The sequence below is a fragment of the Sphingomonas sp. CBMAI 2297 genome, from assembly GCF_029870595.1.
GTDB lineage: Bacteria > Pseudomonadota > Alphaproteobacteria > Sphingomonadales > Sphingomonadaceae > Sphingomonas.
On record NZ_JAPDIR010000023.1, the window covers coordinates 18,780 to 32,298 of the forward strand.

9 protein-coding genes are annotated in these 13,519 nt (G+C 62.7%); 5 read left to right on the forward strand and 4 right to left on the reverse strand.

What is annotated here, in order from left to right; genetic code table 11:
* Window positions 1-204 precede the first annotated feature (204 nt).
* Genes OMP43_RS22840 through OMP43_RS21530 form a run of 3 tightly spaced genes read left to right on the forward strand, consistent with a single transcriptional unit; the run spans window position 205 to window position 5,641 of the window.
* Complete coding sequence (locus OMP43_RS22840) at window positions 205-942, forward strand: hypothetical protein (RefSeq protein WP_348538627.1); 738 nt, start codon at window positions 205-207, stop codon at window positions 940-942.
* The gene (locus tag OMP43_RS21525; RefSeq protein ID WP_280281612.1) at window positions 943-4,980 is read left to right on the forward strand and encodes a Pls/PosA family non-ribosomal peptide synthetase; all 4,038 of its coding nucleotides are present in this window, start codon (window positions 943-945) and stop codon (window positions 4,978-4,980) included. It abuts the gene before it with no gap.
* A complete protein-coding gene (locus OMP43_RS21530) occupies window positions 4,973-5,641 on the forward strand; it encodes a 4'-phosphopantetheinyl transferase superfamily protein (protein WP_280281613.1) in 669 nt (222 codons plus the stop codon). The genes OMP43_RS21525 and OMP43_RS21530 overlap by 8 nt, the downstream gene beginning before the upstream one ends.
* Window positions 5,642-6,008: 367 nt before the next feature.
* On the opposite strand, the gene OMP43_RS21535 is transcribed toward OMP43_RS21530, so the two are convergent.
* From OMP43_RS21535 to OMP43_RS21545, 3 genes are all read right to left on the reverse strand, one after another.
* Entirely contained in the window at window positions 6,009-9,281 is a 3,273-nt protein-coding gene (locus OMP43_RS21535) for a TonB-dependent receptor (protein ID WP_280281614.1), read from the reverse strand.
* Window positions 9,282-9,402: 121 nt separating this feature from the next.
* Entirely contained in the window at window positions 9,403-10,467 is a 1,065-nt protein-coding gene (locus OMP43_RS21540; protein WP_280281615.1) for a FecR domain-containing protein, read from the reverse strand.
* On the reverse strand, window positions 10,464-11,003 hold the full coding sequence (locus OMP43_RS21545; RefSeq protein ID WP_280281616.1) for a sigma-70 family RNA polymerase sigma factor: 540 nt from the start codon (window positions 11,001-11,003) through the stop codon (window positions 10,464-10,466). The genes OMP43_RS21540 and OMP43_RS21545 overlap by 4 nt, the downstream gene beginning before the upstream one ends.
* Before the next feature lie 267 nt (window positions 11,004-11,270).
* Here OMP43_RS21545 and OMP43_RS21550 point away from each other — a divergent pair, with 267 nt between their 5' ends.
* Window positions 11,271-12,569, forward strand: coding sequence for a carbohydrate porin (locus tag OMP43_RS21550; RefSeq protein ID WP_280281617.1), 1,299 nt, complete (start codon window positions 11,271-11,273; stop codon window positions 12,567-12,569).
* Window positions 12,570-12,673: 104 nt separating this feature from the next.
* Here the strand turns inward: OMP43_RS21550 and OMP43_RS21555 are convergent, their stop codons facing one another.
* Window positions 12,674-12,874 carry a hypothetical protein gene (locus tag OMP43_RS21555; RefSeq protein ID WP_280281618.1) on the reverse strand — a complete coding sequence of 67 codons (201 nt, stop codon included), beginning with the start codon at window positions 12,872-12,874 and terminating at the stop codon, window positions 12,674-12,676.
* A gap of 10 nt (window positions 12,875-12,884) precedes the next feature.
* Here OMP43_RS21555 and OMP43_RS21560 point away from each other — a divergent pair, with 10 nt between their 5' ends.
* Complete coding sequence (locus OMP43_RS21560; protein WP_280281619.1) at window positions 12,885-13,358, forward strand: LysR family substrate-binding domain-containing protein; 474 nt, start codon at window positions 12,885-12,887, stop codon at window positions 13,356-13,358.
* Window positions 13,359-13,519 lie beyond the last annotated feature (161 nt).

Consider the following 13,519-nt stretch of genomic DNA (forward strand, 5'->3'; position numbering starts at 1 on the left):
CACATCAAATCCATGTTGAACCCGGATAAGGTTGCCTCAAGAAAATGGCGGAAATCTGCGAGAGGCAGTTTTCCGGTGAGCGCGGCCCATCCGTTTAACAGCGCCTCAGAATCGGACTTTCACGGATAACGATGCCTCAAAAAACGAACCCTATAAAATCTGTTCCGCTTCAGATGGTTACGATGATCGCCAATTGAGCGAAGATTGTGCTGGCGCCGCGCGCTGTGGATCGCGCTCGTCACCAATGGCGGCATGGCTCTGATGCTCTACCGGTTTCGCAGCGGTGACGCCAACATGCGCTCGGTCTGGAGCTGCTCGCGCAACGATACGATCGGCAACGTCGCGGTGGTGCTTGCGGCCGCTGGCGTGCTCGGCACCCGCGCCGCCTGGCACGATCTGATCGTCGCCGGCGTGATGGCGACGCTCGGCATCAGCGGCGGCGCGCAGATCGTGCGGCGGACACCCGGAGAGATCCGGCGCCATCGCCAACTCGCCCTGACCGTCCGCGCGCCCTTCGCCGAAGGGGCGGATGCCGGCGTGATGAGACCCAGGAAATCGCGGACTGCGGCTGCTCTTCTTCCCCGCCCGCCAACCCGGCCTCAACGTGTGGCGAAGACCAGTTCGGCGCCGTGCAGCCGGGCGATCGAAGCGACCAGTGCCAGTCCCAGTCCGGCACCGGGGGTGCTGGCGGTCGATTACTCCCAGCAGCCGCGCACGGTGCCGCCCACGGCCCCGATAAGGGTGGCCGCCGCCTTGCCGCGCCACATGATGCGTGCGCAGATAAGGCCAATCCGGGTCGATATCGATTGCCGTTCCGGTATAAGGATCGACGTCGTGATCGCGCTGCTGCTTCGACGTTCGTCCCTTCGCCACGTCGGAAAACGGCGGTTCTTCGAGGGAATGGAACAGGAAAGAGCCCGCTTACGGGCCAAGGAACACTAGATGCTTGATCGCTACTCAGACTTGCCGGAAACGGCTCCGCACGACCTGGCACCGACCGTTTTCTCGCCGATCGCGCCGACACCGGCGCTGCGAGATGACGAGCCCTATGCAAGGGACGAACTGCTCCACGAGATATTCGACGCCAGCAGTCACCGGTATCCCGATCGTCACGCGGTACGATTCCTGGGGGACGATCCGGACAACAGCCGCCGGACGATATTGAGCTATGCCGAATTGTATGAGCGCTCGCTGCGTTTCGCCCGCCAGCTCAGGGCAATGGGTGTCTCGCGCGGAGACCGCGTCGTCATCTGCCTGCCGCGGGGGCTCGATCAGTATATGGCGATCCTCGGTACGCTGCGGGCGGGCGCCTGCTATGTTCCGGTGGACTGGACCTACCCGCAGGACCGCATCGACTTCATCGCGGAGGACAGCGGCGCGGTCCTGATCGTGACGGAAAGCGAGCGCGCCGGCGACATGCCGGTACGTGCATTGGCCGTCGACACCGCGTTGGGAGATCTGGCCGCGCACGAGGCGCTGCCCATCGATCGCGCGGAGACCGGCGCGGTGCCCGACGACCTGGCCTATATCATCTACACATCGGGCACGACGGGGCGCCCGAAAGGCGTGATGATCACGCATCGGAACGTCTGTCACTTCGTACGCTCCGAATGCGCGATCCTGGCGCTCGATCCCGACGACAAGGTATTCGGCGGCTTCAGCCTCGCCTTCGACATGTCGGTAGAGACGATGTGGAGCGCTTTCTTCGTGGGCGCCGAACTCTTCGTCGCATCGGAAGCGCTCGCCAAGGCCGGGCCCGATATGGCGGTGGCGCTGGCGGCCGAGGGCGTGACGGTCTGGCACGTCGTCCCGTCGCTCCTCGCGCTTGTCGAAATCGAATTGCCTGCCTTGCGGTTGCTCAATCTTGGCGGCGAAGCCTGCCCTCCCGACCTAGTCGAACGATGGGCACGCCCGGGCCTGAGGATGCTCAACACCTATGGCCCGACCGAAACCACGGTAACGGCAACCTGGACCGAGGTGCAGCCGGGCCGGCGGGTTACGATTGGCCGTCCTCTGCCCGGCTATACGGCATGGATCGTGGACGAGAAGCTTTGGCCGGTGCCGGCGGGGGCGGAAGGCGAGTTGGTGATCGGCGGCCCCGGCGTGGGTGCCGGCTACGTCAACCGGCTCGACCTTACCGCCGAGAAATTCGTCCACACGCCGTTTCACGGGCCGAACGGAGAATCCGCCTTGATCTATCGCTCGGGCGATCTGGTCAGGCTCGATTCGGTTGGCGATATCGAGTTCATCGGGCGCATCGATACCCAGGTGAAGATCCGCGGGTTCCGGGTCGAGCTGGGCGAGATCGAGGCTGTGATCGCGGACGATCCCGATATCGCCCAGGCGATCGTCCACCTCTTTCGCGACGATGATGGAGCGGAATTCCTTGCTGCGTTCATCGTCGCGCGCGGCGATGCCACCGTCGACCTCGATGCTGCCCGGGTTCGCGTCCGCGAGCGTCTGCCGAATTACATGCGCCCGGCGGCGTATCAGCTGCTTGCGGAGCTGCCGACGCTGCCCGCCTCGGGCAAGGTCGATCGCAAGGCGCTGCAGCGTCCAACGATCGTTCCCGCAGAGGATCGATCGACGGTCGCGCCGGCAACGCCGCTCGAGACGCAGCTGCACACGATCTGGAGCGAGGCGCTGGCGCCGCAGAAAGTGTCCGTACTCGACGATTTCTTCGAAGATCTTGGCGGGCACTCGCTGAAGGCGGCGCGTCTCGTGTCCGCGATCCGGAAAATACCCAGCCTGGCCGGCATATCGATCCAGGACCTCTACGCAGCGCCGACCATCCGGCTGCTCGCGGCACGGCTTGAAGAGTCGGTCATCCGGGAGCCGGCGGAGGCGGCGCGTCCCTATCACCATATCTCAACGACCGGACGCTGGCTCTGCTACATCGCCCAGACGATTGCGCTGATACCGATCTACACGATCGCCGGTCTGCAATGGTTCTTTCCCTATCTCGCCTATACCCGTCTCGCCGATCAGACGGATCGCGTGACGGCGCTATTGCTGAGCGGGCTGAGCTTCATCTTCATCCCGCCGCTGGCGATGGTTGCCTCGATCCTGATAAAATGGCTGGTGATCGGCCGGTTTCGCGCCGGCGATTATCCGCTCTGGGGGGCCTATTATTTTCGCTGGTGGTTCGTGCGCCGTTTCTCGGAGGTGATCGCCACGCCCTATCTTGCCGGTACGCCGATGATCCGGGGCTATTATCGCCTGCTGGGTGCCAGGATCGGCAAGCGGGCGTTCATCGGGCGAGTCAGTATCGACACGGCGGATCTCGTTTCGATCGGTGACGATGCCGTCATCAGCGACTATTCCATGCTCGCGACGAGTTCGGTCGAACGTGGGCTGCTCCGGCTGGGAACGGCGACAATCGAGGCCGGTGCGTTTGTCGGATCGATGGCCGTTGTCGGCCGCGATTGCACGATTGGCGAAGGTGCCGTCATCGAAGACCTCTCGGCGCTCCCACCCGGCCAGCGGATCCCCGCCGGTGAACGGTGGAGCGGCTCGCCGGCTGCCGTGACGGCTACCGGAATTACGCCGAAGGCGGATCGGGAGGCGAGCTCTCTGCGGAGAAGCCTCACCACCACCGGCCTGGCGATCGCCGCGCTCATCTTGCCCGTGGTGGCCATCATGCCGATCGCGCCCGGATTGATCACCATGATGGAGATCGACTGGAACAGCGACAGCTACACCTATTTGCTGCTCTCTCCGTTCCTGGCCGTCACCTATGTGCTGCTGATGTGCACGCTGACGGTTGCCGCCAAACGATTGATCCTCGGCTCCGTCAAGCCGGGCCGCTATTCGATCCACAGCTGGTTCTATGTCCGCTTCTGGTTCGTCCAGCAGGTCAATGACCTTGCATTGCGGCTGCTGCATCCGATCTACGCCACCCTTTATGTTCTTCCCTGGTACCGCGCACTCGGGGTGCGGGTGGGCCGGCGCGCCGAAATCTCGACCGCGGCCGCCATCGTGCCGGATCTGGTCGATATCGGCCCTGAGAGCTTCATCGCCGACGCGGTTCTGTTCGGCGCGGCCCGGGTCGAACCGGGCGTGATCGAACTCGCCCACACGCGCATCGGGCGGCGCTCGTTCATCGGCAATTCCGCACTGCTGCCGACGGGTGCCACGATCGGTGACGGCGTGTTGATCGGCGTCCTTTCCCAGCCCCCCGCCGATGGCGGAGCCGCCAGAGCCGATGGAACCTGGTTCGGCTCCCCGCCGATCTCGCTGCCGGTCCGCCAGACTGTCGGGCTCTTCGATGAAGGCGCGCGTTTCAACCCGAGCAAGCGGCTGGTCGCGATGCGGCTTGCGATCGAAGCCGTTCGAGTTACGCTGTCGCTGACCCTGTTCGTGGCTTTTTTCAGCCTGTTGTTCTCGGCCGTGGGCAGGCTCGACGACCTTCGGAACGGGGATACGGTGATCCTCTATACCTTCCCCTTCCTCTATATCGGGTTCGCATCGGCGTGCGGCCTGTCGGTGGTATTGCTGAAATGGCTGGTGATGCAGCGTTACCGGCCGACGACCAGGCCGCTCTGGAGCACGTTCGTCTGGCGTACGGAGCTCGTCACGGCGACCTATGAGAACCTTGCGGTACCCAATCTTCTCGAGCCTCTTCGCGGCACGCCCTGGCTACCGGCCTATTTGCGGCTGATGGGCTGCAAGATCGGGCGGCGATGCTACATCGATACGACCGACATTACCGAACATGACCTGGTCGAAATCGGAGACGACGTCGCGCTCAACGACTTTGCAGGCCTCCAGACCCACTTGTTCGAGGATCGCGTGATGAAGGTCAGCGGCGTGACGGTGGGCGATCGCGCGACGATCGGCTCCTACGCGATCGTGCTCTATGACGCGGAGATCGGTGAGGACGCGCAGCTTGGAGATCTTTCGGTGGTGATGAAAGGGGAGATGCTGCCCGCCGGTACTTCCTGGGAAGGCTCGCCGGCACGTCTTGCAACAGATGGATGACAAGGCGATCTGGCTGACCGGCGCGTTGAAAGTCGCTCCAGAACCAATTCAAGTCCCGCTCCTCTGGCTTACGCGGCTTGACGATCCGACGACGGCGGCGCTGGCCAGCCGCGCATCGCTCGATGCAGCCGACTTCAGCGAACTCGCAGCGCGACCCCAATCAGCCATGCGCGCCATGCGCCGGAAGCTGACCAAGGTTCTGCTTGCGACGCTGAACGACATGCATCCGCAAGCCGTTATAATCGTACGATCAGCGACCGGCGCGCCGCGCATCATCGAACCTGTCGGTTGGTATCTGAGCGTGGCCGGACAATGGCCTCATTGCCTCATAGGAGTTGCGCGGTGGCCGCTTGGTGTGGACATCGAGCCGCGCGGAGCCCCGCCGCCGCCTCTCGACGCATTCACTGAGCGTGAGCGGATCGAGCTTTCGGGGTGCGTTGGCGACACACGATTGGAACGGTGGCTCATGAAGGAAGCCCATGCCAAGCTCTTCGGTGTTGCCGCGCAAACAGATGCGAACACCATCGAGACCTGCATCGGGCATGCTGGTGCGATCGCCCGCTCGGCATCCGGCCGGTCGACGATATCATTCTATCATAGCGACGCGATCGTATGCGCCTTGGCACAGGGTGATGAACCTGCCTGTCAATCAAGAGCTTGAGCGGGAAGAATACGAGAACGCCCTTCGAGCGCGTCCCCGGAAGTGGTTATCGAGGCGCGGTGGCCGTCATAGATGTTGGCCATCCATCGATTACACGAGCGTTGCGCTCTGGGATACCCAGCAGCACATTCCAGCGAGGCCGACCGCCGATTCTGGGGAGGAGGAAGCTCCTTGGCACATTGGAGGGCCGGTGTGGCGGGAACGCCGCGTCAAAGAGGAATATGCTCGGCGATTTCCAGATGCTCCGTGGCATCAACTGCCGCTCGGCCGGGTACAGACAAACGCCACCCAACGGGACGAAAGCCGCGGGCCTGCCGGCGATGTCCCCAGTTGCAGCGGCCGCGCCGAACCATAGGCATTCCAGGCCCTAGAACCGCTTGGCCATGCTGAACCCGAAGATGCGAGGGTCGAGAGTAAAGACATTGGTGGTCAGGCCGCTGTCGTCGGAATTGATGAACGCGCCGGTGATCGGAGTCTTGTTGAAGACGTTCTTGACGTAGAACTGGAACGCGAGGCCGGAAGTGGGTCGCTCGACAGTGAGCGCGAGGTTGGCATTGTCCCATCCGCGCAAGCGATCGTTGATGGCGTTATAGACCCGCGCCCAGCTTGCCCCCTGCGCATAATAATCGGCGCGAAGCGTTGCCTTCCAATTATCGATCGGGAGCGAATATTGCCCGCCAAGGTTGAAGGTCCAGTGTGGCGCATTGGGCAATTCCTTGCCCGAAAGATCAGCGTAGAAACCGCGCCCCTGATTCTGGCCGACATCGGCGTAGGTAAGTGGGTCGTAGGTGACTCCATACAAGACGGATCCCGCGCTTCCGGGCGCAAAGGTGCCCGCGGCCAGATTGTTGGTGTACGGACAGAATCCGGTGATCCTTGTGTCGGATATGGAACCGAAGCGGCGCGGATTGGCGGCCGTTACGGCAAGGTATTTCTCGACCAGCGCCTTGGGCGCGATGCAGTTGGACGCGGTCTGGATCCACGGCTTGACCAGAATCCAGTCGTCGTGCCCCTGCATGCGATTCATGACGTCGATCGAGCGCATGTCGCTGCCGATGCGGGTCTTGAGCAGGCCTAGGTTGGCGTTGAAGCTCAGCCGCGATGTGGGCCGCCAGATCGATTCCAGTTCGAGGCCGTAACTGGTTGCGTTGAAATTCTCGTTCTTGGTCGCACGATCGATGATCTGGGAAACCTGATAGTCCTTGTAGTCGTAATAGAATGCAGTGGCGTTGAGGCTCAGCTTGCCGTCGGCAAGGTTGTTTTTGGTGCCGACTTCGAACGCATTGATATATTCCGGCCGGAAGCGAGGGTCGGTTTGGAAGAAGCCGATATTGGCAGGATCGGAGCCGATGCCGGGCGAATTGGTGCCGCCGGCTTTGTACCCTCTCGCATAGGAAGCATAGAGCAGGGTGTCATCGGTGAACGATAGGCGTGGCTTCCAATCGACTACGAAGCGCCCGGTCACCGCTCCCCATTTCTGCCTGATATCGGGAGAGGCAGGATAGCCGCTATTGACATAACCTCCGCCCAAGGGTCCGGGCGTCAACAGCAATTGCGTGGGATAGGGCGTGGTGGTCTTGATGTCGCGGGTATAGCGCAGCCCCGCAGTGATCTTCAGGCGATCGGCCGCCTTCCAATAGATTTCTCCGAACCCGGCCCAGGATTGCGTATGCGCGACATTGCGGCTGCGGAAATAATTATGCCCATTCCCGTCGATGCCTCCAATAGGATTGGGATCGATGTACATGCAAGAGTAACCAGCGCCGACATAGGGAAGCGTGGTTACATTCTGTGGACATGAGTCCACTGGTACGGATCCAGCTGTACCGGATTTATTAAATAATATCGTCCCCACCAGTGAAAATGTATTGTTAAATACATAATAATCTTCATCGATACTGAAATCCAGATAGTTTGCTCCGAGGTTGAAGTTTATCGGACCATCGAATGATGATTGCAGACGAAACTCCTGGGACCATTGATTGCTTTTGGATTTATTGAGGTCCACAGCGAGATACCCCTTCGAGCATCCAAGTTGCGGGTCGCACCAGACGCCACCCGGCAGAAGATTATACGCGGGCGTGCGCACATTATTGGGATCAGCATAGGTTATGCCCTGCGACGGGTCCGTGTCGGTGAAGATCGACTGCGAGGGAAACCGGCTGTAATCTTGAGTCGAGTAATATTCGTCACGGGACCATCCCGTCTGTGACACGAACCGCAACCCATCGTTGAACTTGAATTCAAGATTGAACTGCACGACGTCGTTCTTCGCGCGGAACACCGGATCATAGGTTGTGCCGATCACGCGCAGGTCACGCGACTGCACCACGCCGGCAAAGGGATCGGTGGCGAACGGGATGGCGAAGACCCCGGTGCCCGTATTGCCCTGAAATCCCAGCGCTCCGGACACGCTCGAGCTCGCCGCCGCTACATTGGGCAGGCTGGCTCCGTTGGGCACCCCGAACGCGGCGTCGTCATAAAGCGAACCCGGCTTGCAGCCCTGGCTGAAATATCCGCGATTCTGAGGATAGATCGAAATGCCGTCCAGATTGGTGGGGCTGGGATCGTTGTGGCAAAGCTGTTTCCCCGTCCGGGATCGATCATCGTCCTCGTGGAAATGCTCCCAGACCAGGCTGGCGGTGAAGCGCGAGGACGGCTTCCACAGGATCGATCCGCGCGCACCCCACAAATCGCGGCCGTTGACGCGCCGTTGCGTCACCATGTTGTAGTCGTAGCCATCGCGGGAGGTCCATGCCCCCGCCACGCGCACCGCCAAGCTATCGGTCAGGGGCAGATTGAGCATTCCGCTCGCTCGCATCGCTGAATAATTGCCCGTCTCGAGCTTGAGCGATCCCGCCATCCGGCCCGGATCGGCAAGGATCGGAATCATGTTGACCACGCCGGCGGTCGCGTTGCGACCATACAACGTACCCTGCGGGCCACGCAGCACCTCGACCCGCTCGACGTCAAAATACTCCTGCTCGAACAAGCGATTGCGAATGAGCGGCATCGAGTTGAAGCTGATTGCGACCGCCGGATCGGTCGTCACCGACAGCGCCTGTGTGCCGATACCACGGATCTGGAAGTTGTAGCTGGCGAAATTGGTCTTGGAGAAGCTGACGTTCGGCGTCCCGCGCAACAGCTCCGACCCGCCTTCGATCTTCTGGTCGTCCAGGGATTTGGCGGTGAAAACCGAAATGGCGATCGGGACATCCTGTATCTTTTCGCGAACTTTCTGCGCAGTCACGATGATGTCCGCTTCGGCCGGCTGATCCTGCGCGTCGCGGCTGTTGTCCATGCCGATGCTGGATTGCTGCACGGGCTCGATGAGGATCGCTCCCGAGGATGTCGTGCGGGCGCGCAGGCCGGACCCGGCCAACAGCCGCTCGAGCACCTCGGTGATGGAATAGCTCCCTCGTACCGCGGGCGCCCTGCGCGACCGGACGAGGTCCGCGTTGAATTCGATCTCGCGGTGGCTCTGGATTGCCGCCCGGTTCAGGGCCGCGCCCAGATCCTGCGCAGGAATATCGAAGCTTGTCCTGGGGTTGCCCTGCGCCGTCGCCGGCATCGAAATCCATAGTGAAGCGCAGCCGGCAAGTGCCGCGATTCTCACGCGCAGCCCGAAGCGACGTGCCATCGATATCCTCCCCTATATGGGCGCCGTTATCGGCTGCCAATTTCAGGGACGCAGGCAAGTCGAGAACCCGTAACCGCATCGTCACTTTATTCCGAAGGGGCCGATCGCGAGGCCGCCCGGCTCATTCCGCCCTGGGCAGGAGGAGCGGATTGCCGCGTTCATCATGCGTCACACGCAAATGAAAGACTTCCGCCATCGACTCTGCGAAATGCTGGGAATCGCCGGTCTTGAAGACGCCGCTGACTCTGAGGTTCGCGATGCCCCGGTCGCCGAGGCCGATCGGGCGCGCGGTATAGCGGTTCATTTCGGCAACCGCCTGTCCGAGCGGCATATCGTTGAACGACAAGGTTCCCGAAACCCAACTGGCCGCACCCTCCGCTTCGGACGCGGATACCCTGAGCGCGCCGGGCTTGGCGGAATCGAAGATTTCACCGGCGCGCATGGTGATTTCGTCTGCCCGGCGATCCGGCATGGTCGACCCGGCGGAATTGAGGCCCACAACGCGTACCACGCCCTCGATGAGCGCGACGCTTGTCTTTGGGGACCGTCCTTCGCCTTCCACCCGAACGTTGAACCGGGTGCCGACCGCCGTCACCCGCTGGCTGCCCGCATATACCCGGAACGGCGCCGACTGATGCTTGGCGACGACGAACAGGGCTTGGCCCTTCAACAGGCGGATTCCCCGCTCCTTGTCGGTATAGGCGAGGCGCATCGCGCTGTCCGTATCCAGCACCGCCACCGAACCATCGGGCAGCGTTACTTCGGCGCGACCGCCGATAGTGGTTCGATAGAGCCCGCGCGCCGGGCCGGCGACGGCGATGCCATTGCGATGACTCAGCCCCGGATAGACTTCACGGAAGATGAGTACCGACGTCAAGGCGATGATCAGCAATCCGGCCACCGCCGTCATACGGGACAGCGGCCAGCGACGCTCCGGCCGGGCCGCCAGGGCCCGGGATCGCATCGCCAGGAACTCCTTGTCGGCGGCATTGTCGGCGACTGTCCGCAAGGCCGCGGTCACATCATCCCATGCGGCCTGGTGGCGCGGGTCATCCGCGAGCCAGGTCTCCAGGCGTGCGCGCTCAGCGTGCCCCAGCGCGCCCGTCTCGCTTTGCAGGAACCATTTGGCCGCCACTTCATGCGGCGACATCTCGGGGATTCCGGAAGGGGCAGCGTGATTGCTCATGACCGTCGCCCCGCCCTTTCGCCAAGATAAGCAACCGCCCTATGCAAATGCTTCTCGACCGTGTTGAGCGAAACGCCGAGCCGGCGCGCGATCTCTGCCTGCTTCATCTGCTCGAGCCGGGCCAGGATGAAAATGGTGCGCGTGCGCTCGGGCAGTTCCTTCAACGCCACCACGACGGCTCGCAATGCCTCGCGTCCCGCGCAGATGGTTTCCGGATCGAGGTCGAGCGGCGCGTGGAGCACGTCGTCGAACAACTCGTGCCGCCCGTTCGCGCGCACCGTGGCACGGCGGTGCAGGTCGGTCGCTACATTGGCCGCGGTCGCGAAGATATAGCTTTCGGGCTGATGGACGTCGTCCGCGAGCGCCTTGCGCTGACTCAACCGGACGAAGACTTCCTGCACGGCGTCTTCCGCGTCGAGCGGCGCCACTCCCCGGCGCTGGAAATAGCGCAGCAACGTGGATCGATACCGCCGCGCCAGATCATCGACCACATGGCGATCGATATCCAGCTTCCGGATCGGACTCTTGCCCTTCATTGGCCGATGGTCAGCATTTCGGGTGCCCCGATGTCGGAAGATCCTATCTCAGAGACGTTCGCCCGCGCAAATACCGTAACGTCCGTCGTCAAATGCCGGACCGGTACCGTCAAAAACCGCCCTACATATTGGGCCTGCGTCAGTTCCGCGCGGCCATTGGCCACATGGCCCTTTGACGCCGGACGCGATACCCTGAAAGGGCGGCGTTGCATGAAGGTCCATGGAATGAGGTGGCTCGTAGTCGCAGGGATAGTGGTCGCGTGCCTAATGGCGCCGTTGGCGGCGCGGGCTCAAGCCGCTCCGCAGGAATCCACGACGACGACCGGCTCGGACAAAGGGCTGGCGCTTCACGGCCAAGCCACCTTCATCGTCCAGGCAACGCCCGCTTTCCGGTCACCCTATGTGGGCGACAACAGCTTAACTCCTGACCAAGCGCGCGAAACGTTCGACGCGACGCTGTTCGCCGGTGCTCGCCTCTGGCGTGGGGCCGAGGTCTGGATCAGTCCAGAGATCGACCAGGGCTTCGGGCTGTCCAACACGCTGGGTGTTGCCGGCTTTCCGAGCGCCGAGGCATACAAGGTCGGTCGCAACTCCCCCTATCTGCGGCTACAGCGACTCTATCTTAGGCAGGCCATCGCACTCGGTGACGGTCGCGAGTACGTCGCCGGCGCAGCGGGACAGCTCGCCGGCACACGGCCCCGCAATCGGGTTGTCGTCACGATCGGCAAGTTCGCGGTCGGCGACGTTTTCGACACCAACGCCTATGCGCACGATCCGCGTGGCGACTTCCTCAATTGGGCGGCGGTCGACGCCGGCACTTTCGACTACGCCGCCGATGCCTGGGGATACTCGACTGGCGTCTCAATCGAGGCATATGTCGGCCCCTGGACGGTTCGCGGCGGCTTGTTCAACCTATCGAAGGTGCCGAATGGCGAGACGCTCGAGCCCCGGTTTGGGCAATACCAGATCAATGCGGAGGTCGAGCGTCGCTTCAGCATCGCTGGCCGGACCGGGGCCATGCGATTGACGATATTCCGCAATCGCGGGCGGTTCAGCCGCTTCGACGACGCGGTCGCGTTGGCAAACGCCACCGGGCAACTGCCCGACTTGTCGCTCACGCGCATGCGGCGATCGCGCTGGGGCGCCAGCGTCAACCTGGAACAGGCGGTGAGCGACACGGTGGGGCTGTTCGGTCGCGCTGGCGTGGCCGATGGCTCCATCGAGCCCTACGACTTCACGGATATCGACCGCACCGCGCAATTCGGGACATCGATCGGGGGCACCAAGTGGGGGCGGCCGGACGACACGGTCGGCGTCGTCGCCATCGTCAACTCCATCACCGCGCCGCACCGGCGGTATCTCGCGGCCGGGGGATTGGGCTTGCTGGTGGGCGACGGGAAGTTGCCGCACTATGGCGCGGAAGCGATCGGCGAGGCTTATTACCAGCTCTCGCTGCGCAAAGGCATCACCATCGCGGCGGATTACCAGCTGGTAGCCAACCCGGGCTATAATCGAGATCGTGGGCCGGCAAACGTCTTCGCGCTGCGCATGCATGCCGCGTTCTGACGGCCCCGAGTTCAGCAACCGCTTCTTCGCGTCCCAACGATCCTAGAACAGGCTAGCGATCGTCGCGACGCCGGCAATCCCCATGATGACCGTGACAGCGCCGCTCAGAATGAGGAGCCAGCGCGACGTGCGGAAGCTGTCGACGATTCGCGGCGCGAGACCGGGATCATCAGCGCCACCAACAGCGGCACCGCGACGATGCCGTTGATGACCGCGCTCCAGACCAGCGCCTGCATGGGCCCGATTGGCAAGTATTGCAGCACGAGCGCCAGCAACACGCTCGCGGCGACGATCGCGTAGAACATCTTCGCGTCGGTGGCCTATGACGGGCTGCCCGCGCCACCGGGCCTAACGGCCTGCCCACCGGCATCCGACCGTCTTGCGATTGCGGTTCCGCAGAATCTCGGCATCCCTTCGGGAGCGAGATTGCGAAGTTGGCTCGCAGCACAGGGCTTCATTGCGCTGCGGGAGGCACGGGGACCTGGGCTCGCCGCCCAAGTTCGAGCCTGGTGTCGCTCCGCCGCTTTTGATCCGAAGGTCGTGCAGGCAGCCGATGACATACAGACGGTCCTCGCACTGGTTTCAGCAGGGCTGGGTTGCGCCGTCGTGCCAGTCAGTTCCGAAGCATTGCTTCCCGGCCGTTTGAAGCTTCTGGCTGTGGAGGGGAAGGAAGCGGCATGGAGCATCGGCGCTGCATGGAAGGCACAGCGCGAGGTTGGCGCACTGGGCCATCTGGTCCGGATTGTCAGAGCAGGGGAGCCCATGCCGGAATACTTCGGCGAATATTGACCAGGCAATTATCAGATCTATTACCGGGCACGCCGCGGGTCACCGCTTTGCGTTACCACAGCGTCAAAATGAACCTTCCCCTCGGATCATTGGCAATGACGGTTGCCGTTCTACGGTGTACCCATGAGCCGCTAGACAGCTCCCGCGTGATCCGCCGATCA

Coding starts and splice junctions, on each gene's coding strand:
- OMP43_RS21525 (WP_280281612.1), top strand. CDS start 943: ATGCTTGATCGCTACTCAGACTTGCCGGAAACGGCTCCGCACGACCTG.
- OMP43_RS21530 (WP_280281613.1), top strand. CDS start 4,973: ATGGATGACAAGGCGATCTGGCTGACCGGCGCGTTGAAAGTCGCTCCA.
- OMP43_RS21535 (WP_280281614.1), bottom strand. CDS start 9,281: ATGGCACGTCGCTTCGGGCTGCGCGTGAGAATCGCGGCACTTGCCGGC.
- OMP43_RS21540 (WP_280281615.1), bottom strand. CDS start 10,467: ATGAGCAATCACGCTGCCCCTTCCGGAATCCCCGAGATGTCGCCGCAT.
- OMP43_RS21545 (WP_280281616.1), bottom strand. CDS start 11,003: ATGAAGGGCAAGAGTCCGATCCGGAAGCTGGATATCGATCGCCATGTG.
- OMP43_RS21550 (WP_280281617.1), top strand. CDS start 11,271: ATGGCGCCGTTGGCGGCGCGGGCTCAAGCCGCTCCGCAGGAATCCACG.
- OMP43_RS21555 (WP_280281618.1), bottom strand. CDS start 12,874: ATGTTCTACGCGATCGTCGCCGCGAGCGTGTTGCTGGCGCTCGTGCTG.